Below are 25,716 nucleotides of genomic sequence, written 5' to 3' on the forward strand. Positions count from 1 at the left end.
CTACGGTCCATGGGACGCCACGGTGGCCGTCGACGGTTTCGGAATCGGTGCGATCTCTACACGCCGGTTTTTCGCACGGCCTTCGTCGGTGGCGTTCGGGCTGACAGGCTGTTCGGAACCGAACGCGGCGGCGAACACGGACGGTGCGGGAACCCCCTCGGTGATCAGCGCGCGCGTCACCGTGAGGGCGCGTTGCGCCGACAGCTCCCAGTTGTCCGCGAAGTGTCGATTGCTGTCGCGCACCGGCTGGTCGTCGGTGAAGCCGCTGACCATCAACACCTCGTTTCTCGATGCCAGGTACTGGGTAAGCGGAGCCGCCAGGCTCTTCAACAGTTCGCGCCCCTCCGGCTGGAGCTGATCGGAATTCAGGGCGAAGAGCACGCTGCCGCGAATGCCGATGCGGCCGTCCACCAGCGTGACGCGGCCTGCGGCGAGGGGCGCGGCCAAGGCTTGTTCGAGTGTCATGCGGCGCTGTGCTTCAGCCTGCCGTTGCTTGACCTCTTCGTCCAATCGATTCGACAGCTGCAACTGCATGCCGATCACGCCCACCAGGATCAGCACGAAAGCCCCCAGCAACACCGACATCAGGTCGCCGAACGCGGCCCATATGGGCGCTGCGGATTCCGATTCGAATTCGACGTCGTCGTTCATGCCGTTTCATCCATGGCAGGCATGCGCTGCGCGGCGAGGCGCTGCATGTCGTCCAGGATCTGCTTTTGCGACAGCACGCTAAGATCGACGACTTCCCTTGCCTGCGCCACGTAATAAGCCAGCTGCTCGTCGCTGCGCACGAGCGAATTATCCAACGCGGTAGCGACCTGCTCGAGGCGTTCCATCAAGGCCTCGTTCGACTGGCCGAACAGCTGCACGCCCGAAGCGAATGCCTCGCCCAGGCTCGCCACTTCGACGGCGCTGCCGGTGACCTGCGCGGCGACAGCGGCAAGCGTGCCGGTGCCGGATTCGATCTGGCCGGTGAATCGCGAACCCACACGCTCCAGCAAGTCGGCCGAAGTCGCCACCAGCGCATCCACGGCGGAACGTTGTTCGGTCGATGCGTGGTTGACGGCATCGAGCAGGGTTTCCAGCGTCGCCAGCAAACGGCTCCGCTCCTCGAGCATCGCCGTGTCGCGGACCATGCTGTCGGAGAGTTTCTGCCGCAGTTCGGCTACCACGTCAGCGGCGACCTTCGGCGCCTCGGAAGCGGCCTCGACGAGGCGGGATATCTCGGCGATGGTGGCAGCGGCGTCGGTCTTGATCTGTGCGGTCATCTCGCCGGCGGTACGGGCCAGCGTGTCGGCCCACAGCGTGAGCCGTTCTTCGTCGCGCGATGCCAGTGCATTCTGCAGATTCGTTTGCGACTGGCGCACCGCGTCGACCAGCGACGAGGCGTGCCGCTCGAAGACGGCCGCCGTGTCGATGGACATGGCTTCGAAACGCGCGGAGACCGTTTCCACCACACCCGTCGAACGCTCTTCGAATGTCTGCGTGAATTCTTGCAGCGAGCCGCGCAGATCCTTTGACAGTGCCTCGTTCGTCCGGCGCTGCTCCGCCAGTGCCTCGTTCCAGAGGCCATTAGTAGCCGCGGTGGATGCCTGAAAGCCCGCTGTCAAGCCATTGAGATGCCGCTGCACGGCGTCCGTCACGGTGTCGTGCAACGACGCCGCTTCGCGCGCGAGACCGGCCATGGTCGCGTCGATGACTGGCTGAAGCGCCGCGCTCGCGGCGCGCGCGCTTTCGGCGACACTGTCTTTCAGCGACGCCTCGACGGACGAGGCGAGACGCGAATACATCGCATGGGTCGAGGCATGGAACGCTTCCTGGTTCGCGAGCTGGCGTTCCCCTGCCTCGAGCCCGTTTCGTTCCAGGGCGGCCATCATCGCTTGCAGGCGATCGACCAGGGCGGGCATCGACTCGGCCTGTTGCTGCAGGAGCCGGAAGGCTTCTTCACGCTGGTGCGCCTGGGAATGGACGCGAAGGGTCGTCGCGATCTTCACATCCAGCAACTGCGCCGTCTCGAGCCGCTCGCGCCTGCACAGCGCGGAGAGCAGCCCCAGCATCGCCGAGCTGGCCACACCCGCGATCGACGTGCCGAAGGCGAAGCCGAGCCCCTTCACCGGTGCCGCCAGTGAACCGCGGATCGCCTGCAGGTCGGTCGCGCTTTCCAGCGCGATGCCCGTGCCACGGAGCGTCGCCATCATGCCCAGCAGCGTGCCCAGCATGCCGAGCAAGACGAGCAGGCCGACCAGGTAAGGGGTCAGTGCCGGCGCGGGCATCGCGGCACGCGCGCCCTCGATGCGCAAGCGCACCGGGTTTCGCAGGCTCGCATGCAGCGGTTCGAGCCATGCCGCCAGGCTAGACGGGGGTGCGGAAAGGCCATCCACCGCGAATCGCAGGGATTGCGTGGCCTGGCGATAGCGATGGAGTTCCAGCGCACCGACCAGGTAGCAGGCGCCGATCAGGCCGGCGACCGCCGCCCCCAGCGGGTTCGAACCGATGTAGCCGATGCCGACCCAGCCGATGGCGGCGAGGCCGACGAGGAACACGGCGAAATAGAGAAGATTTCTGAACATGACTACCCAATTAGCTGCCGCGCAGCGCTGCGAGCAGGCCGTCGACCGGTTGAAAACGAACATCCAGTTCGGCGAGCAAGACGCTCTTCATGTCCTTTCGGAATACGTCCATCCATGCGCCCGCCCCCTGCTCCCGCTGGCGGAGGCGATCGAAGTGCCCCCCGAGCACGGCGGGCACGGCACCGAGCAATTTGTGCTCGCGCGGGCTCAACGCGAGTTCCATCACCGCATCGACCTCCGCCAGCCGGGCAAGCGCGGGCGATGTCGCCGCGAGCATGTCCCGCAGGCGGCCACGCAGCTGGCCTGTCGTGGCCTGCATCGACCGTTGCAGGGCGAGGTAGCGCTGGCGGAACGGCGCGTAATCGGCCGTCTCGTCCACTCCGACGCCCCGCCCGGCCCCGCGATCGCCGGAGGGAGCCAGTTCGCGCGCTCCCGCGATGGCATTCACCAGGGACGCCCTGGCGCGGGCGCATTCCTCCTCCTGCGCACTGCCAAAAGCCGGCACATCCTCGGCCGGCACCGACGGCGTGCCGTCGAGGGCCGTGGAGAGCGCGATGGCGTGGGTCCACTCGAGCCATTGGCTCAAGCGGTCCGACAGCGATTGGCTGGATGGCGGAGTCTCGACATCCGTGACCCGGGCAAGCAGGCGGATGAACGTCGGCCCCCGGACCACCGTCCGATGGGAAGATTGCACGGTTCTGCTGGTCAAAAGAGGCTGATTTTACTCTTTTATTTCGCCTCTTGCCTCGGATATCGTAGATCCCACGCCACGACGTCATGGATACCTCGGATGGGGAAGCTGATTTGCACGCCATGAACCGCGGCCGCGTCCCATCCGCCCTGCTGGCGGGCTCGATCCTCGTTATCGCGATTTCGGCTTTCAGGCCGGCCATCTGGACGAATTGGCTGCTCGAGAATGCCGTCGTCGTGGTGGCCCTGCCGCTGCTGGTCGTGGGCTACCGCCGGCTGCATTTCTCGAACGCCGCCTGTGTATCGCTTTTCGTGTTCCTGATCCTCCACGAGATCGGGGCGCACTACACGTATTCGAATGTTCCCTACGACGAGTGGTTCGCCAGCGTCTTCGGCGTCACCTTGAACGGCCTGCTCGGCCTGACCCGCAACCACTTCGACCGGCTCGTCCATTTTTCCTACGGGCTGTTGATTACGCCCGCCGCCGTGGAACTGTTCGCACGGCGTGCGCCGCCGCAGGGCATCTGGCGGTGGATTCTTCCGGTCACCTTCATCATGTCCCACGCCTTGATCTACGAACTGATCGAATGGGCCGCGGCCACCGCGTTCGGCGATGGCATCGGGCAGGAATACCTGGGCACGCAAGGCGATGTGTGGGATGCGCAGCAGGACATGCTGCTGGCTTCGCTGGGTAGCATCGTAACCATGGTGTTTCTCGGCGTCAGCGGCAAGTACGTATCGCACCCGAGCCAACGGTCAGGCGCCTAAGTCGATCCTACGGCTGGTCCGCGCGTGGCGCCGAAGATCGGCAGGAATGGCCCCGATCCAGCGAAGGAAAGCGCGGCGCATCCGCTCGCTGTCGCCGAACCCGGTCTCCCGGGCAATGCTTTCAAGTGTCTGGCTCCCCTGTTCGACGAGTATCCGTGCCTGTTCAAGGCGCAACTGCGCTATGGCCTGAGCCGGCGAGCGCCCCGTCTCCGCCCGGAACGCGCGGGAGAAATGTCGAGGACTCATGCACGCGACTCCCGCGAGCTCGGCGATCGTCAGTGGGTTCCTCAGGTTGCGTCGGGCATAGGCGAGGGTGGCCTGGATGCGGTCGCTCTGAGCATCCAGCTCCAGCAGCGCCGAATGCTGGGATTGCCCGCCTGCCCGGCGGTGGGGCAACACCATGCCTTTCGCGATCATGGCGGCCAGTTCGCGACCGTGGTCCTCCTCGACGAGCCCCAGGGCGAGGTCGACGCCCGCGGCCATTCCGGCTGAAGACCAGATACGACCACTGCGAACGAAGATCCGATCGAGGTCCACCTCGCATCGGGGATAGCGCTTCCGCATCTGGTCTCCATAGTTCCAGTGGGTGGTCGCCTTGCGGCCATCCAGCAGCCCTGCGTCGCCGAGTACGAAACTGCCCAGGCAAATGGACGCGATGCGACGGGTGCGAACGCTCGTCTCCGTCAGAAATTCCGAGACACGGCGGTCATGCGGAGGTATGTCCATCCCGACACCCAAAAGCAGCGTATCGAAACCGTCGTCCACCAAAGGCATGCAGGTCACTTCTTGCCCAAAGGAGCCACGCACCGACGCGCCTCCGCTGCCGAGGACCTGCAGGTCATACAGACGCTTTCCGGCCTCCTTGTTGGCCACCTCGAATACGGAAAGGGCAGCGAAGCAAAGGACCTGGAAGTCGGGATAAACAATCAAGCCTACGTGCCGCACGCTCGGCTCCTCCGTAGCAAAAGACTCACGTCAAACCAGCCAGCCAGCCAGATGGGGCGGCTTTTATCCGACATCCAGCCGGATGTCCGGATTGGTGGCTATTTCGTCCTTCTGAACCGGCCCTTGAGGGCTAGTCTCGGAGGACAGACGAAAATGTACAAGAACACCCCATGCAGAAGCCTCGTACCGTCCCGCTGGCGGTCCTTGCCCAGACGCAAGCCGACCTCGCGCATGCGGGACGTATCGCCACTCTAGGCGAACTCGTAGCCTCCATCGCGCATGAGGTGAGCCAGCCGCTTTCCGCCATTGCGCTGGATTCGCATTCCGCCCTGCGATGGCTCTCGCATCCCGACCCGGATCACGACGAGTTGCGTGCCATCGCGGAGCGTGTAGCCGCCCAGGCGCAGCGTGCAGCAAGTGTTCTTTCACGCGTCCGGAAGATGGCCTGCCGTGAACAGACGACCTTCTGCGAGGTTGACCTGAACGAGGTCGTAAACGACGCACTTTCATTCGTGCACGGGGAGCTCGACAGAAACCAGGTCGAGGTCGAGGCGACAACCTTGCCGGGTCTTCCCACCGTGCAGGCGGATCACATCCAGATTCAGCAGGTGATCGTGAACCTGGCGCTGAATGCATCGCAAGCGATGCACCAGATGTCGGCAAGGCTTCGTCGTTTACGTGTCTCGATGGAAGATGACGAGTTGCACGTGCGGCGTCTATGTCGATGACACGGGCCCGGGCATCGCGGCCGAGAACCTCGGCCGCCTGTTCGATAGCTTTTTTACGACCAAGGATCACGGGATGGGGCTCGGCCTGGCGATCTGCCGGTCGATCCTTGATGCACATGGTGGCGAAATCCGACTCGATCACGCGCCAATGGGCTGGTCCACACGTTTCCTGGTCTCCCTCCCCCGTGCTTCTCGGATGACTTGAACGAGGATCAGCGCAGGACGATGTCGCTGAGTTCGATGGAAACGACCAGCGGTTCGCCCGATGACGTCCCATCGGCGAGGCGCGGGTAGATGCGTCGTCGGGTCGGGATACGGATGCCCGATACATCGATGTAGCCGTCGACGTAGTGCGCGCCGGGCGTGTTTCCCGCGATCTCCACGTCGTAGTCGAGACGTCGCACCAGTTTGTCCGGCCCCACGTAGATCGCCTGCGCCTTGCTGAAGACTTCGAGCGAGTCCGGGTAGCGCACATTCACCTTCTGCCATGTCTCGCCGTTCTCCTCCCAGGTGCCGCCGTCCTCGGCGTGCACGCCCTCCCATGCCAGAAGGAATGGCGTATTGAGATACGTCCACATCGCGCAGCCCGCGAAGAAGGCGAGCTGGATGTCGTTCCAGGGTGACTCCAGGGAGTGCCCTTCGAATGAGGCGCGCGGACGGTCCATCGCCTCCATGACCGTCCCCGAGGCATCCAGCAGCGCGATACGTTGGCTCGTAAAGTCCGAACGGGCCGCTCTCGTGCCGAATGGCGCATGGGATGCCCACTGGCGATCCGTCGATACCGTAACAGCCGTGTCATCGAGAACGCCCGCCTTGCCCTTGAGACCCCATAGCGCACCGCCTTGAAGCAGCTTCGCGTGGACCGTGGTAAATCGACGCCAGCGGTCGAGGCCGCCGTGGGCGTCGAGGATGTCGTCGACGAACGTGCTCATGCGACGACTCCCTCGGTAAGCGAGGGTTGGGATTCCACGGGAATGGGATGCTCGGCGAGGTACTCGTTGAACTCGGCGATGAGCTTGTACTCCCCGGTACCGGGGTTGTCGCGCAGGTCACGGATGGCGTCGACGATGATTTCCTGCTCGTCGGTGCCGAGCTGGCGCATCGTGTCGTTGACATAGTCATCCAGCGGCATGGCACGGGGGTCACCGCTCTTGTAGATGAGGTCGGTGTTGACCCAGGGCGGGGCGATCTCGATGACCTCGACCGACGTCTTGCGGAGAGCGAAGCGCTGGGTCTGGGTGAACGAATGCAGCGCGGCCTTGCCGGCCGAATACACGGAGTTGGTGGCCAGGGGCATGAACGACACGACCGACGTGTTGTGGATGACCGTCGACGACGGCTGGGCCTTCAGCACGTCGATGAGCGCTGAAGTCATGCGGATGGGGCCGAAGAAGTTCGTGACGATGATCTTCTGCATCTGCTCGTCGTCCATCACGCCGGACGGGTCGTCGAACGGCATAAGGCCGGCGTTGTTGATGAGCACATTGAGGCTCGGGTGTGCGTTCTTGAGCCAGTCGGCGACGGACTTGATGCTGGCTGGGTCGGCGATGTCGAGTTCGATCGCCTGCATGCCGGGATTGGCCGCCGTCACTTCCTCGAGGAGCTCCTTGCGCCGCCCGCTGATGATGACCTGGTTGCCGAGCCTGTGGAATGCTTCGGCGAGGCCCCGGCCGATGCCGGATGTCGCGCCGGTGATGAAAATCGTGTTACCCGTCAGTTTCATGCTGTGCTCCGATACAAGGTGAAAGGTGGGCGCGCCGAAGCGGCTGCAACCTATCTACGGTGTATGGACGAGGGCCCAGCAATCACATGACGAATAAACAGCACTTTCGGACAAGGTGGCACTCGAAAGAGCGCCTGGTGGGAGCCGACCTTGTCGGCGATGGGTGCTTGCCGTAGAGCCCCTGCTCCCTGTGGGAGCCGGCTCTGCCGGGGAAGGGTGCTCGCCATAATCTGGCCCGCTGCCGCGGGATCGCCGACAAGGTCGGCTCCCACCAGAAGCCCTCTCGGGCACGAGACGACCAACCCGGGCCATGACGGCCCGGGTAGCTACCGGAGGTTCTTTTTCTTCTCGTCCTTGGCGGCTTTCTTTTCCTTCATCGTCTTGGCCGGTTTCTTCTTGTCGCTCTTCTTTGAATCCATACCCTTGCTCATATCGTCTCCTTGGTTGAGATCGCGGTCGCACGGCGTGCGGTGTAGGGAAGATTACGCCAATCCGTGCGCCATGGAATGCCGGTGCCGCGATTCCGGAGCGCCTCAGAGCTTCGCCGATTCGCGCCAGAGATCCGTTCCGCCGTCCGTCGCGTAGACGTCGATCTCGGCCAATTCACCGGCCGTGAAGTCGAGGCCCTTCACGGCGTCGAGGGAATTGTCGAGTTGCTCCACCGTGCGAGCGCCGATCAGCGAGGACGTCACGCGCGGGTCGCGCAACGACCAGGCGATCGCCATTTGGGCGAGGGTCTGGCCCCGGCGCTCGGCGATGGCGTTGAGCGCGCGGATGCGCTCGAGGTTCGCCTCGCTGAGCTGGTCCTTGCCGAGCGATCCATCGCGGGTGGCGCGTGCGTCGGCGGGAATGCCCTTCAGATATTTCGACGTCAGCAGGCCCTGGGCCAGCGGCGAAAAGGCGATACAGCCCGTGCCCAGTTCGTCCAGCGTGTCGAGCAGGCCGCCTTCGATCCAGCGGTTGAACATCGAGTAATTGGGCTGGTGGATGAACAGCGGCACGCGCTCCTCGGCCAGGATGGCGGCCGCCTTGCGCGTGAGTTCGGGCGAGTAGCTGGAGATGCCCACGTACAAGGCCTTGCCCTGGCGGTGCAGGTGCGCCAGCGCCCCCATCGTTTCTTCCAGTGGCGTGCTGGGATCGACGCGATGCGAATAGAAGATGTCGACGTAGTCCAGGCCCATGCGCTTGAGCGACTGGTCGAGACTCGCGATCAGGTACTTCCGGCTGCCGCCGATGCCACCGTAGGGGCCGGGCCACATGTCCCAGCCGGCCTTGGTCGAGATGATCAGTTCGTCACGGTAAGGAGCGAAGTCGCTCGCCATCACCCGGCCGAAGTTCTCCTCCGCCGACCCATAGGGCGGCCCGTAATTATTAGCGAGGTCGAAATGGGTCACGCCGCGGTCGAAGGCGCGGCGCAGGATGGCGCGGCCGGTTTCGAAGACGTCGGCGCCGCCGAAGTTCTGCCACAAGCCCAGCGAAATGGCCGGAAGGTCGATGCCACTCCGCCCGCAGCGGCGGTAGGGCATGAGGTGGTCGTAGCGGTTCGATGCGGCTTGGTAGGACACGACGATGCTCCATCAAATGAAGTCCTGAATATTACGCGTCGTTCCGCTGAAGCGGATATAGGTGCAGACTGTGCGGCATCTTCGAAAGACGGATGAAGCGCACACATGACCACGGCCCTGCTCGTCATCGACATGCAGCAAGCACTCTGCTCCGGCGAGGAAGAAGCGTTCGACATCAAGGACGTGCTCAAACGCGTCAACGTGCTGATCGCCAACGCGAAGATCGGCGGTGCCCACGTGATCTTCATCCAGCACGAAGAGGAAGAAGGCTCCCTGGTCCTCGGCGGCGACGGATGGCAGCTCGCTCAGGGCCTTGCGGCGGCCGATGGCGATATCCGTGTGCGCAAGGCCACCCCCGACGCGTTCCACAAGACGGAGCTGAACGAGGTACTGGAGCGACTGGAAGTGAAAGACCTCGTCGTCTGCGGACTGCAGACGGATTTTTGCGTCGACACGACGGTCCGGCGGGCCCTGGCCCTGGGCTTTCCCGTCACCCTCGCGGGGGATGCGCACTCGACCCTCGACAACGGCGTGCTTACCGCGGCCCAGATCATCGCCCATCACAACCGTACGCTTAGCAATATCGCGAGCTTCGGCCCGCGCGCGAGGGTGAAAGCCGCGGCGGAGATTCGCTTCCTGGCGGTCTGACCGTTGGTGGTGAGCCGAATAGAGAGTATATTCGGCTCACGAAATGAGCCGAATGGCTCGCCTCATCGGCTCACGACGGCGGCATGAACGACCTCACCTGGATCTGGCAGCACTCCGACTGGCCGGCGTTCCGCTGGCGTGACGAGGCGATCGCGCCACTCCTGCGCGCCTGCCAACTCGCCCAGGGCCGGCTGATCGGCACCGCCGGCGCCGTGGATGCCGACCTGGGAGCGCGAAGCGAACTCGATGCCTTGCTGCAGAACGTCGTGGCCTCATCGGCCATCGAGGGAGAGGTTCTCGACGTCGGCTCGGTCCGTTCGTCGCTGGCGCGCCGCCTCGGCCTGAATGACGAGGCTCCCAGCCGGCGGAGTGCGCGCAGCGAGGGTCTGGCCGAACTCATGCTGGATGCCACGAGGAACTGCCGCGCGCGCCTCGATCTCCCGCGCCTGCTGCACTGGCACACGTTTCTTTCTCCCACGGATGAAAACGTCCTACTGGAACGTCAGCTCGATGCCTTCCTCGATTGGTTTTCGGCCAGTCGCGAGAACCCTGCGCTCGATCCCCTGCTTCGCGCCGGCATCGCCCACTTCTGGTTCATCACGCTGCACCCCTTCGACGACGGCAACGGCCGAATGGCCCGTGCGCTCACGGACCTCGCGCTTGCCCAGGCGGAACAGCAGGCCATCCGCTTCTACACGATGTCTCCCAGCATCCTGGGCGATCGCGGGGGCTACTACGACATACTCGAAGCGAGCCAGCGCGATGGGCTGGACATCACGGCGTGGCTCGAGTGGTTCCTGCAAACCTTGCTGCGAAGCCTCGAACAGGCGCTGGCGCACATCGACCGCGTGATGGACAAGAGTCGCTTCTGGCGGGAACACCGTACGCAGGAGCTTTCGACAGAACAGGTGAACGTGCTCAATCGCCTGCTCGATGGAGGGGACCGTGGATTCCCGCAAGGTATCAGCGCGTCGCAATACCAGGCCGTCGCGAAAGTCTCCAAGGCCACCGCGACGCGTCACCTGGGCGACTTGCTCGAGAAGGGAATGATCGCGCGCCTGCCCGGGGGCGGCCGTAGCACGCGGTACCGCATCGCATGGCCCGGCACGGGCAGCGCGGACACGGGGCGACCCGATGCGTGAGTCCACCGCACCCCGCATGACGAGCTTCCTCTCCGCGCTCCGGCTGTGGCTGGCATTGCTGGCCTGTGGGCTAGCGGTGCTGCTGGGCTCGGTGCTCATCGGCGGCGGCGAATCCACCATCGCCGCGTCATGGCAGGCGCTGGTGTCGCCTGCGGACACGCCGATGCATGCCATCGTCTGGGAGCTACGCATTCCGCGCGCGGTGGCCGCCTACGGCGTGGGCGGGCTGTTGGCCATCGCGGGTTGCCTCATGCAGATCCTCGTGCGCAATCCCCTGGCGGACCCCTACACGCTCGGCCTTTCCGGCGGCGCCGCCGTGGGCGCGCTCGGCGCCATGCTGGCTGGCGCCGGTGCGCTCGCGACCGCCCTGGGCGCGGCCTCGGGAGCCCTCCTGGCATGCGTGGCGGTGTTCGTGCTCGCCCATCGCGACCTGCTCGCCCGCGCGCGCGCCGCGCAACGGGAAGATTCCACCGACCTCATCCTGATCGGCGTGATGCTGGCCTCGGGCCTGGGAGCGATCGTCAGCATGATGCTGGTGCTCGCGCCGGACAAGAACCTGCGTGGCATGCTGTTCTGGATGATGGGCGACCTCAGCGGCGTGGCGAACTGGCTGCTGCCCGTGGTCACGCTGTTCGCCTGCGTGCTCCTGATCGCGCCCCTGGGACGGCAGCTCAACTTGCTGATGCGCGGCGAAGAATCGGCCAGCGCGCTCGGAGTGCGGCCGAACGTGGTGAAGTCCGCCATCTTCGCGATCGCGTCGCTGGCCACGGCCGTGGCCGTGACCACGGCGGGGACGGTCGGTTTCGTCGGGCTCGTGGTGCCGCATGCGCTGCGCCGCATCGTCGGCAACGACCAGCGCGTGCTGCTGCCGGCCTGCGCGATCTGCGGCGGCGTCGTCGTGGTGGTGGCCGATACGATCTCGCGCATCGTCGCCGATCCCATCCAGCTTCCTGTCGGCGCGGTCATGGCGATCATCGGGGTGCCGACCTTCATGTTCCTGCTGGTGCGGCGTCGATGAGCATCGAACTGGTCGCCGAATCGCTGTCCGTGTCGATCCGCGGCCGATCACTCGTCGGCAGGCTGGACATGCGTGTCACCCCCGGGCAGGTGTGGTGCGTGCTCGGTCCGAACGGAGCAGGCAAGTCGACCCTGCTGCGCACCCTGGCGGGCCTGCGCGCGCCCGACGGCGGCCGGGTGATGCTCGGCGGCCGCGAAGTGGCCTCGTACCGCCCGATCGACATCGCACGCCGCAGGGGCTTCCTTCCCCAGACGATCGTGGACGCTTTCAGCCTCACGGTCATCGAAGCGGTGATGTCCGCCCGCCACCCCAGCCTTCCCTTCTGGGCCTGGGGCGACGACGACGCCGGCCATGCGGAACGTGCCCTGCGCACCTTCGAGCTGGAAACGCTGGCGGAGCGAGATATCACCACGCTGTCCGGCGGTGAACGCCAGCGGGTGAACATCGCCACGCTGTTCACCCAGGACGTGGACATCATGCTGCTCGACGAGCCCTTGTCGTCGCTCGACCTGCACCATCAGATGAAAACCCTGCACGAGTTGATGCGTGCCGCCGCGGACCATGGCAAGTCCGTGATCTACACCGTCCACGACATCAATCTCGCCTTCCAGCATGCGACGCATGCGGTCCTGCTGGACGGCAAGGGCGGTGCGCTGGCCGGGCTCAAGGACGATGTCGTCACCAGCGAGCATCTGAGCGCCGCTTTCCACCATCCCATTCATGGCGTCACGCTCGGCGACGACCTCTTCTTCCGCGCCGAACGCCTCAACGGATCGTCACCATGACGCGACTACTCACTTTCTTCGGCTTGATCCTCGTCACCGCCAGCGCGACGGCATCGGTCACCGTGGTCGACGACGCTGGCCGCAGCGTGACATTGCCCGGTCCCGCCCACCGCATCGTCAGCCTCGCCCCGAACATCACGGACGCCCTCTTCGCGGCCGGCGCGGGGGCCTATGTCGTCGGCACGTCGCGATTCAGCGACTATCCGGCGGAAGCGAAAAAAGTGGCGGTGGTCGGCGACGCCACCATGATCGATCTCGAGCGCATCGTCGGCCTGAAGCCCGATGTCGTCGTCGTGTGGAAAAGCGGCAATTCGGCGGCGCAGGTGGATAAGCTCACGCGCCTGGGCATTCCGGTCTTCTATTCGGAAACGGCAAGGCTCGCCCAGGTGGCGTCCACCACGCGCCGGCTCGGCAAGCTCGCCGGGACGGAAGAGGCGGCCGAGCGCAACGCCGCCGCCTTCGAGGCCGAACTCCGGCGGCTGCAAACCGCGAACGCGGGCAAGAAGCGCCTGAAGGTGTTCTTCCAGATATGGGACCGCCCGCTGATGACCGTCGGACGTGCGCAGATCATCGACGACGCCCTCGTTCTTTGCGGTGGCGACAACATCTTCGCCGACCTCGATCAGCCGGCGCCCTCGGTGGGCCGTGAGGCCGTGCTTGCGCGCGATCCCGACGTGATCCTGAGCGGCGGCGGGGAGGGAGAATCGTTGAACGGCTGGAAGGCCTCCGCCTTCCTCAGCGCCGTGAAACACGACAACGTTTTCGCGATCGACGCGCCGACGCTCGCCCTTCCGTCCCCCTCCATCCTGGCCGGGGTCGCGACTCTCTGCCATGCCCTGGACGAGGCTCGCGCGAGGGCGACGCGTTGACCCCACCCATTCAGCCATCTTGCGGCGGCCGTCACATTCCCCTTCGCTAAACTCCACATCGACACGTCCCCCACCGGAACGGAGCCGATGACCCTCGTTTTTCCAGCCACACCGGGCGACCCCGCCGACCTCTCCTGGCTCGATCAGGGAGGCGAAGCCGGCGCGCTGATACGCGCGTTCGACTGGACGCGGGCGGGCATCGGCCCGCTGGAAACCTGGCCGCAAAGTCTGCGCACGGTGACCGGGCTACTCCTGCTGTCACCGGTGCCGATCGTGCTGCTCTGGGGCGAGAAGGGGATCATGATCTACAACGATGCCTACTCGGTTTTCGCGGGCAACCGGCATCCGGCGTTGCTCGGCTCGGAGGTACGCGAAGGCTGGGCGGAAGTGGCCGACTTCAACGACAACGTCATGCGCGTGGGACTGGCCGGCGGCACGCTCGCCTACAGGGACCAGGAACTGACCCTGGTGCGCCATGGCAAGCCCGAGCCGGTCTGGATGAATCTGGATTATTCCCCCGTGCTGGATGAAAGCGGCAAGCCGGCAGGCGTGATCGCCATCGTGTCGGAGACGACCGAGCGCGTCCTGGCCGAGGAACGTCTCCGCCGTTTCCATGAGGACCTGGAAGCGAAGGTCGCGGAGCGCACGGCCGACCTGGAGCGCAGCCGGGTGGCGCGCGCGAAAGCCGAACAGGCGCTGGCCCAGGTGCAGAAGATGGAGGCACTGGGCAATCTCACGGGTGGTATCGCACACGACTTCAACAACCTGCTGATGGCCGTGCAGGGCAGCCTCGAACTGCTCCGCGAGCGCATGCCCCAGGAGCCCCTGCTCGTGCGCCTGCTCGACAATGCACGGGCCGGCGCCGAACGCGGAAGCACGCTTACCCGGCGCATGCTCGCTTTCGCGCGCCGCCAGGAGCTGAAGAAAGAACGCGTCGACCTCCGCACGCTCGTCGAGGGCATGAAGGAACTCATGCAGCGAACGCTCGGTGGCACGGTGGCGGTGGAGACCCAATTCGCGCCCGGCCTTCCGGCCGTCGAGGCGGACCCGAACCAACTCGAATCGGCGTTGCTCAATCTGGCCGTGAACGCACGCGACGCCATGGACGGCGCCGGCACCATCGTGATCGCCACGGACGAAACGTGGGTAGGCGCCGGCGAGGGCCCTGTCGCACCGGGTCACTATGTTCGCCTCGCGTTGTCCGATGCCGGCTCGGGCATGGACGAAGCGACACTCAAGCGGGCGGTCGAACCCTTCTTCACCACCAAGGGCGTCGGCAAGGGTACCGGGCTTGGCTTGTCGATGGTGCACGGCCTCGCCGAGCAGCTCGGCGGCGCGCTGATCCTGCACAGCCGCGTCGACGAAGGCACCACGGCCGAAATCTGGTTGCCCGCCGCGGCGCCGCTCCCCGACGCACCTGTGGCGACCGTGCCGCCCGGCCCCTCGACCGGACGCTGCGCTTCGTCACGCACCTTGACGATCCTGACCGTGGACGACGACGAACTCGTTCGAGCGACCACGGTGGAAATGCTCGAAGACCTCGGCTATGCGGTGGTTCCCGCAAGCTCGGGGGCGGAAGCGCTCAGCTTGCTCGACACCCAGTGCGTGGATCTCGTCATCACCGACCATGCGATGCCTCACATGACGGGCATGCAGCTTGCCGTGCGACTGAGGGAACGCTACCCCACGTTACCCGTCGTGATGGCCACCGGCTACGCGGATCTGCCGACCGGCCCCCAACTGGACCTTCCTCGCCTGGCCAAGCCTTTTTCACAGGCGTCGTTGGCGGAGGTCGTCTCACGCGTCGTCATTCCTGCAGCCGGACCGTAACCGCGGTAAGATTTCCCTCTCCATCCTTTCAGCCAGGTATCGCCACCATGCGCCAGTAATGCCGTTGCCCCTCGCGGGCGAGTTTCGATCTTCCCCACGGTGGGAAGCGGATGGCATGAAGAGATGGCACATGACGACGACCCTGCTGACGCTCGATGGCGTCACCTGCGTCCTTCCCGATGGAAGGACGCTTTTCTCCGATCTTCACGAATCGTTCGATGGCCGCCACACGGGGCTGGTCGGTGGCAACGGCGTGGGCAAGAGCGTGCTTGCGCGCATCCTCGCGGGGCGGCAGGAGCCGACGCGCGGGCGCTGCATACGCGCCGCGTCCATCCATTACCTCGCGCAGCGTGTCACCGACGATCCCGCTGAATCGGTCGCTTCGCTTGCCGGTGTCGACGACACGATCGCGGCGCTGGAAAGAATCGAGGCCGGAAGCACCGACCAGCGCGACTTCGATACGGTGGGCGATCGGTGGACCGTGCGCGAACAGCTTCGTGATGCGCTCGATGCGGCAGGCCTCGCCCATGTGGACGCACGTGGCCCGGCCCACGCCTTGAGCGGCGGCGAAGCCATGCGCGTGGCCTTGCTGGGCTCACGACTGCGCGACGCGGATTACCTGATCCTGGACGAGCCGAGCAACCATCTCGACAACGAAAGCCGCACGGCGTTGATGCAGTGGTTGCAAGGATGGCAGGGCGGCCTCCTCGTCATCAGCCACGACCGCCGGCTGCTCGGCCAGATGGAACGCATCGTCGAATTGTCGTCCCAAGGTTTGCGTAGCTATGGGGGCGACTACGCCTTCTACGAACAGGTGCGGCGCGAGGAACGGCAGGCGGCTGAACGCGTGCTGGAGGCGCGCCGGATCGAGCGCAAGCGCGGCGAGCAGGCACTGCGCGAGCAACAGGAGCGACAGGCGCGCCGGCAGGCACAGGGCCAGCGCGACGCGAGTCTCGCGAACCAGGCCCCCATCCTGCTCGGCGGGCGGAAGAGCCGTAGTGAAGGTTCGGCCGGCAAGCTCAAGCGGCGACAGGACGACACGCGGGACGCTCTTTCCCAGAAGGTCGCCGAGGCGGCCCGGCAGGTGGAGGGCACGGTGTCGCTCGCCGTGCTCGCTCCGAACGCGACGCACGTGTCGCGACGCAGGGTGGCCGTGCTCGAACGCGCGGAACTGCCGTTCGTGCGAGGTGGCGCTCGCATGATCGACCTCGTGCTGACGGGCGGGCAGCGTGTCGGCGTCGTCGGTCCGAACGGAAGCGGCAAATCGACCTTGCTACAGGTGCTGGCGGGGCGGATGGGGCATCGGAGCGGACGCGTCGATGTTCCGGTTGCGTCCGCCTGGCTGGACCAGCGGCTGTCGACGCTGGATCCCCGGCGTGCGGTGATCGAGCACATGCGCGAGGCGAACCCCGCAGTGGGCGAGGATACGTTGCGCCTGCGACTGGCGTTGCTCGGGCTGGACGCGGGCAAGATCGCGGTGCCCGCCGGCGAACTGAGCGGCGGCGAGCGTCTCAAGGCCGCCCTGGCATTAACCCTCGTGGCCGACCCGCCACCGCAACTGCTTTTGCTCGACGAGCCCGGGAATCACCTCGACCTCGCCTCGCTGGAAGCGTTGGAGACGATGCTCGATCAGTACGACGGTGCGCTCGTGGTGGTGTCGCACGACGAGGTTTTCCTCGATCGGCTACGCCTCACAGATCGCCTTTCGCCAACGCCGGAGGGATGGCGGATGACGCCTTGGTGACGCCCTGTGCAACGGTCTACGGTTTCGCCGCGCCAGCCTTCTCAGGCAAACGGTAACGCTGCTTGCCGTAGGCCCAACTCGGCCACAAGGCATGCGCCAGCGCGGTCTTCTCGAGCTGCGGATCGACGGGCTGCGGCTCGAGCTTCTCACCGTTGGGGCTGTACTCGTCATTCAAGGTATAGCGGTACTGCGTCGGTGGCTGGTTCGGGCGCAGCACGATCAGGCGGTCGTCCTTCAGGTAACCGTAGTTGTCGCCGTACTGCATGATGGCGCGGTCCGGATAACGCTGGGTGAGGTCGGCGCCGAGCATCGGGTGTTCGCTGCTGATGCCGATGAGCGAAAGCAGGGTGGGCGCCAGGTCCACCTGGCTGACGATGTGGTCATCCTTCTTCACCGGCACGCCCGCGCCGAGGATCAACGCGGGAATGTGGAAGTGGCGCACGGGCACGAGGCTCGCGCCGAACACGCGCGCGTCGTGATCGGCCACGATCAGGAACACCGTGTGGTTCCAGTACGGCGACTGCTTCGCCCGCTCGAAGAAGCGGCCGATGGACCAGTCGGCGTAACGCACCGCGTTGGCGTTGCTCGCCGGATCGCCTTCGGGCTGGAAACGGCCGGCGGGGTATTCCCATGGCGTGTGATTGGACACCGAGAAGGCCACCGTGAGGGTGGGCTTGTCGCCATCGTCGAGCAATCGGTGGTGCAACTCGTTGAACATGTCCTCGTCGGACGCGCCCCATGAACCAACAAAGCCCGGCTTGGTCTCGAAGGTGGCGCGGTCCACGACTTCATTGAAGCCGTTGCCGAAGAAGAACGAGCGCATGTTGTCGAAATGCGCCTCGCCGCCATACAGGAAGCGCGTGTGATATCCGAAGGTGTCCAGCAGCGCACCCAGGGTGAAGAAGTCGCGCTGGCTGCGCGGCAGTTTCAACACGGCTTCCGCAGGCGTCGGCAGAAAGCCGGTCGTTACGGCTTCGAGGCCGCGCGCGCTGCGCGTGCCGGTAGCGTACGTGCGGGTGAGCCACCAGCCGTCGTTGGCCAGTTTGTCCAGTTCCGGCGTATAACCCGCGCCGCCGAGGCTGCCGACGAACTGCGCGCCGAGGCTTTCTTCGAGGATGATGACGAGGTTGAGCGGTTTGTCGCCCTGACGCGTCGCTTGCTGGCGATGCAGGCTCGGGTATTGCGGATCGAGCGGTGCACCTTCCAGGCCGGCGTCGCGGCGCACGATGGCCTGCATCTCGTCTTCGGGCATCTTGCCGTACACCGCCGATGCCGAGCGCTCATTGCCCAGCGCGATGGCCGCGTTCAGCACGTTGTAGAGCGAGTTCAACGGCAAGGTGTTGACCATCGCGTCGTTGGTGAAGGCGACTTGCGAGGCATTCAGCGGACGATGCTGCAACGTGCCGCGGCCGGCGAGGAAGAGCACCACGAAGGCCAGTACCGTCGCCACGGGGCGCAGCCATCCGCGCATCGGCACGCGGTCCGGCCGGCGCGTGGGCAGCAGGCGGAAGCCCAGCCAGCCGATCAGCGCGAAGGCCACGAGGCCGGCCGCCACAGACAGTTTGTAGCCGTGCCAGAGCATGGCCGCCACTTCGTGCGGGCTGGTCAGGTACTCGAAGTAAAGACGGTTCGGGCGCGTGTCGTACTCGACGATGAACTGCGGGGTGGACACTTCCAACAGCACGAAGGCGAGCCACCAGAAGCGCAGCCACCACGCGGCGATGCGCGTGGGCCATGCGCGGTGGCCGAGCCAGGGCGAGAGCAGCGCCGGCCACGCCACGATCATGGCGACCAGCGAGAGGTCGATGCGCCAGCCGCCGAACAGCACCGGCCAGAGGCCGCCGGCATCGTGGACGCGTGTCCACTGCCACAACGATAGCCCCACGCGCGAGAGCGTCAGGAAGACGAGGGCGGCAACGATGAAACGCCAGGTGAGCTTGCGCACGGTGCGGGTCCGGATGGGGCGCGACGGGGGTCGCGCGTGGAAGGACGCATGTTACAGCGCCAAGACTTTACACTGTGCGTCCCATCAGCAACTTACGGCGGCCTTTCGGCCACCGCGCGAGGATCGACGATGTTCAGACTGGCCGACGCCAAGCCGATCGCCACCGGGCATGTCCGCGAGGTGTACCAGCATCCGGGCGAGGCTGACCTGCTCATCAAGGTGATCGCCAGCGGCTCCATCGAGGAACGCTGGAACAAGGCCCCGTGGTATCGCCGCATGGCGCGCAGCGGGCCGTACAAGGATTTCGTGCGCGAGTTCCGCGAGTACGTCACCGGCATCTACGTGGGCGGCTACGCCACCTCGCCCATCGCCCGCGTGGTCGGCCTGGAAATGACCGATATCGGCCTGGGCCAGATCGTGGAGAAGGTGCGAACTCCTGACGGCCGGCTGGCGCCGACCCTGCACGACTGGGTGAAGGCGGAAGGCTTCACGGCGAAGACCCAGGCGGAACTGGACGAGTTCTACGCGCGCCTGCTCTCGCACAACACCATCGCCGCCGACCTGCACGCCTGGAACGTGGTCTACGGCGAGGATTCCCGCGGCGGCCCCCGCCTGGTGATGATCGACGGCTTCGGTGAGAAGAACATCATCCCGCACTGCTCGATGAACCGCGCGCACAACGCCTCGCGGACGAAGAAGAAGTACGAGCGCATGCTGCGCCGGACGAAGGCCGAGGCGACGGTCACGTCGTGACCGCCGCCTCAGGGATGGCCGGTGGCCGTCTCCTCCGACGGGGCCATCGCGGGCACGCAGCCGGGCTTCGATGCCGCGGCGGGAAGTAGCGCGAAGCGGGAGCGGTTCGCCACGCCCAAGGGCACGACCTTGGTGGCGACGATGCAGTCGTCGAACGCCTCCTCGTTGATGAGTAGCCATCGGTGCGCCGGGTCGGCGGCCTGCCAGGCGCGCGCATCGTGAAGCTGCGCCGCCGAATCGCGAGCGAAACCGAACTCGGCGACGGGACGCCGCGCCTGATACAGAAGTTCCTCGCGCCACACGACGAGGCCGAGTTGCCCATCGGTGCCGATGACGTCGTCCGCTTCTTCCATCAGCTGGCGCGTGGACTGGTTGGCGTCGAGCAGCGGATACGTGCCCAACGGCCAGATAATCCATGCCAGCGCCATGCCGCCGAGCAAGGCGGCGACGCCGCGCCGTGGCCTGAAAGCCACAGCGGACACGAGGAAGCCCACGCCCACCGCGATCACGCAAAGCCACAGGTCGTGGCCGTGGCCCGGCAATTCATAGCCTTCCGCGATGCGTTGCGCCGCCTTCGGCGCCTTGAGCAGCGCCCACAGGCCGGCGCCACCGAACACCGCCGCGCACGCCAGCGTGGTCCAGAACGCGGCCTTCGGCAGCCAGCGGGTCTTCAGGAGGTCCACGACATAAGGCGCCATCGCCAACGCCAGCATCGGCAGGGCGGGCAGGATGTAGATCTCACGCTTGCCTCGCGGGATCGAGAAAAAGACCAGCACCAGCACGAACCACAGCAACGGCATCCATACCCGCGGCTCGCGCAGGCGCAGCGCCTCCCGCCAGCGCGGCACGAGGAAGGGCACCAGCAACCAGATCGGAATCCACTGGCGCAGGATCACCAGCAGGAAGAACCAGGGCTTCTCCTCGTGCTGCCACGAATTGGCATAGCGCTCGGCGGTCTGCCGGAACAGGATGTCGTGCACATAGGCCAGGTACTCGGGCGTGCGCAGCCCGTACGCCGCCGCGAGCATCGGCACCAGCCACAGCGCGATGGCGAGCAGGAAGGCGAGCGCGCCGCCGGCCCAGCGCCAGCCATCGCCGCGGGTCACGGTCACCCCCGGCCATTGCCGCGCACGCATCACGGCATAGGGAATGAGCATCAGCAAGGCGATGACACCCACGCCCTTCGTGATCACGCCCAGCCCGGCGGCGAAACAGCCCAGCCAGTACATGCGCCAGTTCGGGCCGCGCAGGCAGTGCAGCAAGATGCCGGTGTTACCCAGCGTGATCCAGAACAGGTTGAGCGGATCGATCTGCGCGTGCTTGATGACGTCGACGAACTGCATCGTCGCCAGCACGAGGGTGGCCGCGACCAACCCGACCCGCGCATCCCACAGGCGCCTGCCGAGGTGCCAGACCAGGGCGAGCGTGCCGAGACCGGAAAACAGCGAGGTCAACAGGAAGGCGCCGCGCCAGCCGCCGGTGAGCCACATCCAGAACGCCTCCGTCCACATCAGCATGGGCGGCTTGTCGGAATACAGCTCCATGCCCCGGTGCGGGAACAGCCATCGGCCGGATTCGAGCATCTGCCGGGCGACGAGGGCGAAACGCGGTTCGTCCGGCGGCCAGGGGTCGCGCAGGCCGATGCCCGCCGCCAGCACGGCCAGGGCGATCAGCATGAACCAGCCGAACTCGCGGCGAAGGGATCGTTCGTCGGTGGATAGCATGGATACGTCTGGCTAGGCGGTCCCGCGCATCGTAGCCGAAGGGGCGCCCCGCCACCCTTACCGTTCGCTTAGGGAATCCATTTCAATTTTCCGGAGCTGGAACGTCTAAAGGGTTCGCCGGTGCGGAAATCGGCGTTCGTCCCTGCCCGTACGGGCGTCGATTTCCCACCGTGCGACCATATAGCGCTTATCTCCAGCCCATGAACGCGGTCAGGCAAACCATGGATCCATCCGAGGCGGGCAAACCGCCCGGCGGCACGCGCGCCACCCAGGTGGTCGCCCTGTTCCGCGAGCACAACGCGGCACTCGTGGGCTTCCTGCGGGCCCGGCTGAACTCGCTCGCCGATGCCCAGGAAGTGGCCCAGGAGGTCTACCTCAAGCTGCTCTCGCTGGACGATGGCACCGTGATCGATTCGCCCCGCGCCTTCCTGTTCCGCGCCGCCTCCAACCTCGCCGTCGACCGGCTGCGCATGCGCAACGTGCGGGCCATGGCACCAGCCGACCCCGACGACGACAACTGGCACGTCACGCCCATTCCCGAACAGCACGCCTCGGCCCATGAGCAGTGGCGCGACCTGCGCCAGGCGCTGGACGAACTGCCACCCAAGACCAGCCGCGCCTTCGTCATGCACGTGATCGAGGGGCGGGACTTCGCCACGATCGCGCGTGAGATGAATCTCAGTGAGCGCATGGTGCGCTACCACGTCGGTAATGCCCTGGCGCATTGCCGTGAACGCCGCGACCGCGCGGAGAACCTCCGATGACCACGACCACCTACGTTCCCGATCGACAGATCGAGTACACCGCCGCCGACTGGTGGGCGCGCCTGCGCGATCCCGGGCTGCCCGATCCCGCGTTGCTCCAGTGGAGCGAATGGCTGGAGGCCGACCCGCGCCACGCGGAGGCCTTCGACCGCGCATCCGCCCTCGCCGAGGCGGCCGGAACCATGGATGCGGCGAGCCGCAAGTCGTTCGCCCATCGGTTCGCACCACCCATGCCCGCACGCCGCACGGTGCCGCGCTTCGCCCTGGCCCTCGCGGCCAGCGTGCTGCTCGCCGTCGTGGGCGCCGCGTCGTTCCTCGCCCTGCGCCACGGGCAAGATGAGGCGCCGCGGCAATACATCAGCGAGCGGGCGGGCCACCGGGACATCGATCTTCCCGATGGTTCGAGCATCGAACTGGGCGGGGCCACATCGGTCACCGCCCGCTATGGGCGCGACGAGCGCGCCGTGGACCTCGAAGCAGGCGAAGCGTTCTTCCGTGTCGCCCACGCCGAACGGCCCTTCGTCGTCCATGCGGGGCCGCTGCAGATCCTCGACCTGGGTACCGCGTTCAACGTGCGCCGGACCGGCGATCGGGTGACCGTGGCCGTCACGGAAGGCCGCGTGCGGGTGTCTCCCCTGGCCGCCCAGGGTGATGCCGGCACCATCGAACTCGGAGCGGGACGCGAAGTCTCTTTCGACCCTGAGACCCAGGCGATGAGGATCCTCGACATCGATCCCGCCGCCGCCACCGCCTGGCGGGGGCATCGCCTGGAGTTCGTCAACGAACCCCTGTCCTCGGTGATCGAGAACGTGAACCGCTATAGTGCCCGGCCGATCCGGCTCACCGATGCCGCCCTCGGCAAGCTGACGTTTACCGGTACGGTCGAGGTGGATACCATCGACAGCTGGGTTTCCGCCTTGCCGCGAGTCTTTCCGGTCCGTGTGGATGCATATCCCGACCGGCTGGAACTCGCCCGGCAGACCACGATGGCGCGGAGCATCCCGCCGCGCTGAAGATCACAAGGGCCGCAAGTCTTGCAGTACATGCTTCGCGGGCGCCGGCGCGCACTCACCGGCGCGCTCGCGCTGGCTCTTGTGGCGCACGCCGCAGGGGCGGCCGAAGCACCCGCCGACGGCCCTTCCGCTCCCATGCCGTTCGCCATCGCGCCGCAACCGCTGGCCACGGCCTTGCTGGCCTGGGGCAAGCAGGCGAACGTGCAGGTGCTGACCGCTTCCGGCTCGATAGCCAACTGGCGCTCGGGCGGTGCGCAGGGCGTGCTGACCCCCGATGCGGCGCTCGACGAGTTGCTGGAAGGCACGGATCTGCAGCGCGAGTCGTACGACACGCGTACCGTCGTGGTCCGGCAGCGGCAGAAGCCCAACAATGCGACTCCCGCGCCCGTGGATCCCGACGTGGCGTTCGATCCCGGCACCGTCGTGCCGCTCGCCACCGTCGACGTGCAGGGCCTGGTCTCCGACACGGGCTTCAAGGCCGACACCACGCGCACCGTCACGCGCAACGAGTCGCGGCTCACCGATGTCCCCCAGTCGGTCACCGTCGTGACGCGGGAAGTGATCGAATCGCAGCAGGCGGTGGACATCGGCGACGTCGCCCGCTACGTGGCGGGCGTACAGTACGTCGATGGCTACGGCGGCTCGCCGCTGTTCCTGATCCGCGGTTTCGATGCCGGCCACGGCATGACCGACGGCATGCCGAACGGCATCGCCCGCACGGAAGATCTTCCTCCGCTGATCGGCATCGAACGCGTGGAAGTGTTGCGCGGCCCCGAGGCCATCCTCGGCGACGCATCGCAGAACAACAACTTCGGCGGGTCGATCAACGTCGTGATGAAGCGGCCGCAGGCACAGCCCGTGCGCACGCTGACCTATTCCCTGGGCGAATACGACGGCGCGCGGCTCGGCCTCGACCTGGCGGGTGCCGCCTCGAAAGACGGCAGCGTGACCTACCGCCTCGTGGCGGCGGGCCAGCGTGGCGAAAAGACGCCACAAGGCTTTGGCGGCGGCAGGGGTGCCTATCTCGCCCCGTCGCTGGCGTGGCAAGGGGAGCAGACGCGGGTGATGGGCGGACTGGAATTCGTCGACAACCGCGTGCCCGGTCCCGACCACACCGTCTTGCTGGGCCCCGGCCTTTCCACCGCCAAGCCTTACCGTTTCTTGTCCGGCGATCCCACCGACGAATCGACCTACCGTACGAGCCGCGCGGTATTCGAACTGGATCACGAGTTCGGTGACGACTGGACCTTCCACAGCCAGGGTCAGTACGTGCGCCAGCGCAGCGACGGCCGCAGCCAGTCCTATCTCGCCAGCGGTTTCGCCGGTGCGCTGGACGCCGTGGACCGCCGCTTCCGCTATTCGGGAACGTACTGGACCTGGCAGAACGATCTCAGCACCACCTTCCGCCACGGTGACGTCACGCACACCTTGCTGATGGGCCTCGATCTCGCACGTACCCACGCGGGCGACAACGGCAGTGGCAGCACCGAGGAAGGCGTCACGGCGGACATATCGGACAGGGACGCGGTGATCGTCACCCGCCCTCTCGCCTATGGCCTGCGCAGCAGCAGCGACTTCTCGGCGAAGTTCAACGCGCTGGTGGCGCCGGTCAGTACGACGGTGCAAGCGCTCGGTGGCTCGTGGCAAACCAACGCGGGCCTGTATCTGCAGGACCAGATGGCGATCGGCGAGCAATGGAACGTGCTGGTGGCGCTGCGCCGTACCGAGTACGAACTGGAAACACGCTGGCAGGACGGATCGCCCCGCCGCGTGCACAAGTCGCGCTGGATTCCGAAGCTGGGCGTGGTCTACAAGGTCTCGCCGACCATCGCCGTCTATGCGGATACCTCCACGGGCTTCCAGCCTGACCCGCTGCTCGGCAAGGACGGCCAGCCGCTACCGGTCGCTACCTCGCGCCAGGTGGAACTCGGCGCGAAATTCGACCTGTTCGACCAGCGCGCACGCCTGACGGCCGCGCTTTATCGCATCCACGTCGACCACAGTATCGACCTCGTGTCTCCCGAGCCGCCCTTCTTCGCGACACCGGGGCCGGGCCAGACCAACCGCGGGCTGGAGGTGGAATTCGCCGGACAGGTGGCTCCCGGATTCGACGTGCTCGCGAGCCTCACCGAAGCACGCATCAGCAACCATGACGACACTCGCCCGACGGGCGCGCCGAAGCACCAGGCCGCCGTGTGGGCGAGCTATCGATTCGGCGACGGTCCAGTGAAACCATGGGGCGTGGCGGCCGGCGTCCTCGCGCGCAGCCGGAGCCTCGGCCGCACGAGTGCGGACGGGCAGTATTTCGGCATCCCCGGCCAGGCTAGCGTGGAGACGAACGTGTCGCGCTACGGCGAGCACTGGCGTCTTACGCTCGGCGTGAAGAACCTCTTCGCCCGCACACTGTATGCCGTGAACTTCGACGAGACCTTCGTACCGATACGCCAGGGGCGCGTGGTGTTGCTCACGGGCACCTACGACTTTTAAGCGAC

The 25,716-nt window shown here is 66.2% G+C and carries 23 protein-coding genes; 14 read left to right on the plus strand and 9 right to left on the minus strand.

The genetic code is table 11. From position 1 onward, the window contains the following. Genes QFZ41_RS09005 through QFZ41_RS09015 form a run of 3 tightly spaced genes read right to left on the minus strand, consistent with a single transcriptional unit; the run spans position 1 to position 3,279 of the window. Complete coding sequence (locus tag QFZ41_RS09005) at positions 1 to 651, minus strand: OmpA family protein (protein ID WP_429198445.1); 651 nt, start codon at positions 649 to 651, stop codon at positions 1 to 3. After that, complete coding sequence (locus QFZ41_RS09010) at positions 648 to 2,570, minus strand: DUF802 domain-containing protein (RefSeq protein ID WP_429198446.1); 1,923 nt, start codon at positions 2,568 to 2,570, stop codon at positions 648 to 650. The genes QFZ41_RS09005 and QFZ41_RS09010 overlap by 4 nt, the downstream gene beginning before the upstream one ends. 10 nt (positions 2,571 to 2,580) lie before the next feature. Further along, positions 2,581 to 3,279 (minus strand): DUF3348 domain-containing protein, encoded by a 699-nt coding sequence (locus QFZ41_RS09015; RefSeq protein WP_429198447.1) that lies wholly within the window; start codon positions 3,277 to 3,279, stop codon positions 2,581 to 2,583. Positions 3,280 to 3,383: 104 nt separating this feature from the next. Between QFZ41_RS09015 and QFZ41_RS09020 the strand changes: the two genes are divergently transcribed. Continuing rightward, on the plus strand, positions 3,384 to 4,028 hold the full coding sequence (locus QFZ41_RS09020) for a DUF2238 domain-containing protein (protein ID WP_429198448.1): 645 nt from the start codon (positions 3,384 to 3,386) through the stop codon (positions 4,026 to 4,028). On the opposite strand, the gene QFZ41_RS09025 is transcribed toward QFZ41_RS09020, so the two are convergent. Then, positions 4,017 to 4,973 carry a GlxA family transcriptional regulator gene (locus QFZ41_RS09025; RefSeq protein WP_429198449.1) on the minus strand — a complete coding sequence of 319 codons (957 nt, stop codon included), beginning with the start codon at positions 4,971 to 4,973 and terminating at the stop codon, positions 4,017 to 4,019. The genes QFZ41_RS09020 and QFZ41_RS09025 overlap by 12 nt on opposite strands. Positions 4,974 to 5,143: 170 nt before the next feature. Between QFZ41_RS09025 and QFZ41_RS09030 the strand changes: the two genes are divergently transcribed. Together QFZ41_RS09030 and QFZ41_RS09035 are read left to right on the plus strand one after the other, a co-directional pair. After that, positions 5,144 to 5,701 carry a sensor histidine kinase gene (locus QFZ41_RS09030; protein ID WP_429198450.1) on the plus strand — a complete coding sequence of 186 codons (558 nt, stop codon included), beginning with the start codon at positions 5,144 to 5,146 and terminating at the stop codon, positions 5,699 to 5,701. After that, the gene (locus QFZ41_RS09035) at positions 5,667 to 5,906 is read left to right on the plus strand and encodes an ATP-binding protein (RefSeq protein ID WP_429198451.1); all 240 of its coding nucleotides are present in this window, start codon (positions 5,667 to 5,669) and stop codon (positions 5,904 to 5,906) included. The genes QFZ41_RS09030 and QFZ41_RS09035 overlap by 35 nt, the downstream gene beginning before the upstream one ends. A gap of 7 nt (positions 5,907 to 5,913) precedes the next feature. On the opposite strand, the gene QFZ41_RS09040 is transcribed toward QFZ41_RS09035, so the two are convergent. The 3 genes from QFZ41_RS09040 to mgrA all read right to left on the minus strand — a co-directional run bounded on the left by QFZ41_RS09040 (position 5,914) and on the right by mgrA (position 8,989). Further along, positions 5,914 to 6,633 (minus strand): hypothetical protein, encoded by a 720-nt coding sequence (locus QFZ41_RS09040; protein WP_371023594.1) that lies wholly within the window; start codon positions 6,631 to 6,633, stop codon positions 5,914 to 5,916. Continuing rightward, positions 6,630 to 7,424 (minus strand): SDR family oxidoreductase, encoded by a 795-nt coding sequence (locus QFZ41_RS09045; protein WP_429198452.1) that lies wholly within the window; start codon positions 7,422 to 7,424, stop codon positions 6,630 to 6,632. Before QFZ41_RS09045 ends, QFZ41_RS09040 begins: the two co-directional genes overlap by 4 nt. Before the next feature lie 533 nt (positions 7,425 to 7,957). Next, entirely contained in the window at positions 7,958 to 8,989 is a 1,032-nt protein-coding gene (gene mgrA, locus QFZ41_RS09050) for an L-glyceraldehyde 3-phosphate reductase (protein ID WP_429198453.1), read from the minus strand. Positions 8,990 to 9,094: 105 nt separating this feature from the next. Here mgrA and QFZ41_RS09055 point away from each other — a divergent pair, with 105 nt between their 5' ends. From QFZ41_RS09055 to QFZ41_RS09085, 7 genes are all read left to right on the plus strand, one after another. Then, the gene (locus tag QFZ41_RS09055) at positions 9,095 to 9,637 is read left to right on the plus strand and encodes a cysteine hydrolase family protein (RefSeq protein WP_429198454.1); all 543 of its coding nucleotides are present in this window, start codon (positions 9,095 to 9,097) and stop codon (positions 9,635 to 9,637) included. A gap of 83 nt (positions 9,638 to 9,720) precedes the next feature. Beyond that, entirely contained in the window at positions 9,721 to 10,779 is a 1,059-nt protein-coding gene (locus QFZ41_RS09060) for a Fic family protein (protein WP_429198455.1), read from the plus strand. Further along, positions 10,772 to 11,797 carry a FecCD family ABC transporter permease gene (locus tag QFZ41_RS09065; protein ID WP_429198456.1) on the plus strand — a complete coding sequence of 342 codons (1,026 nt, stop codon included), beginning with the start codon at positions 10,772 to 10,774 and terminating at the stop codon, positions 11,795 to 11,797. The genes QFZ41_RS09060 and QFZ41_RS09065 overlap by 8 nt, the downstream gene beginning before the upstream one ends. Continuing rightward, positions 11,794 to 12,582 (plus strand): ABC transporter ATP-binding protein, encoded by a 789-nt coding sequence (locus tag QFZ41_RS09070; protein WP_429198457.1) that lies wholly within the window; start codon positions 11,794 to 11,796, stop codon positions 12,580 to 12,582. The genes QFZ41_RS09065 and QFZ41_RS09070 overlap by 4 nt, the downstream gene beginning before the upstream one ends. Continuing rightward, positions 12,579 to 13,451, plus strand: a complete 873-nt coding sequence (locus QFZ41_RS09075) for a cobalamin-binding protein (RefSeq protein ID WP_429198458.1) — start codon at positions 12,579 to 12,581, stop codon at positions 13,449 to 13,451. The genes QFZ41_RS09070 and QFZ41_RS09075 overlap by 4 nt, the downstream gene beginning before the upstream one ends. 87 nt (positions 13,452 to 13,538) lie before the next feature. Beyond that, the gene (locus tag QFZ41_RS09080) at positions 13,539 to 15,281 is read left to right on the plus strand and encodes a response regulator (protein WP_429198459.1); all 1,743 of its coding nucleotides are present in this window, start codon (positions 13,539 to 13,541) and stop codon (positions 15,279 to 15,281) included. A gap of 130 nt (positions 15,282 to 15,411) precedes the next feature. Beyond that, the gene (locus QFZ41_RS09085) at positions 15,412 to 17,025 is read left to right on the plus strand and encodes an ABC-F family ATP-binding cassette domain-containing protein (protein WP_429198460.1); all 1,614 of its coding nucleotides are present in this window, start codon (positions 15,412 to 15,414) and stop codon (positions 17,023 to 17,025) included. 16 nt (positions 17,026 to 17,041) lie between these two features. Here QFZ41_RS09085 and QFZ41_RS09090 read toward each other — a convergent pair whose 3' ends face one another. Beyond that, positions 17,042 to 18,970, minus strand: coding sequence for an LTA synthase family protein (locus QFZ41_RS09090; protein WP_429198461.1), 1,929 nt, complete (start codon positions 18,968 to 18,970; stop codon positions 17,042 to 17,044). A 129-nt stretch (positions 18,971 to 19,099) separates the two neighbouring features. Between QFZ41_RS09090 and QFZ41_RS09095 the strand changes: the two genes are divergently transcribed. Next, positions 19,100 to 19,723: a YrbL family protein gene (locus QFZ41_RS09095; protein WP_429198462.1), complete on the plus strand. Its 624-nt coding sequence runs from the start codon at positions 19,100 to 19,102 to the stop codon at positions 19,721 to 19,723. An 8-nt stretch (positions 19,724 to 19,731) separates the two neighbouring features. On the opposite strand, the gene QFZ41_RS09100 is transcribed toward QFZ41_RS09095, so the two are convergent. Continuing rightward, positions 19,732 to 21,447, minus strand: coding sequence for an ArnT family glycosyltransferase (locus tag QFZ41_RS09100; protein WP_429198463.1), 1,716 nt, complete (start codon positions 21,445 to 21,447; stop codon positions 19,732 to 19,734). 221 nt (positions 21,448 to 21,668) lie between these two features. Here QFZ41_RS09100 and QFZ41_RS09105 point away from each other — a divergent pair, with 221 nt between their 5' ends. Genes QFZ41_RS09105 through QFZ41_RS09115 form a run of 3 tightly spaced genes read left to right on the plus strand, consistent with a single transcriptional unit; the run spans position 21,669 to position 25,711 of the window. Beyond that, entirely contained in the window at positions 21,669 to 22,211 is a 543-nt protein-coding gene (locus QFZ41_RS09105) for an RNA polymerase sigma factor (RefSeq protein WP_429198464.1), read from the plus strand. After that, positions 22,208 to 23,224 (plus strand): FecR family protein, encoded by a 1,017-nt coding sequence (locus QFZ41_RS09110; protein WP_429198465.1) that lies wholly within the window; start codon positions 22,208 to 22,210, stop codon positions 23,222 to 23,224. The genes QFZ41_RS09105 and QFZ41_RS09110 overlap by 4 nt, the downstream gene beginning before the upstream one ends. A gap of 30 nt (positions 23,225 to 23,254) precedes the next feature. After that, positions 23,255 to 25,711 carry a TonB-dependent siderophore receptor gene (locus tag QFZ41_RS09115; RefSeq protein WP_429200209.1) on the plus strand — a complete coding sequence of 819 codons (2,457 nt, stop codon included), beginning with the start codon at positions 23,255 to 23,257 and terminating at the stop codon, positions 25,709 to 25,711. Positions 25,712 to 25,716 lie beyond the last annotated feature (5 nt).

Source organism: Luteibacter sp. W1I16 (assembly GCF_050434905.1).
Lineage (GTDB): Bacteria > Pseudomonadota > Gammaproteobacteria > Xanthomonadales > Rhodanobacteraceae > Luteibacter.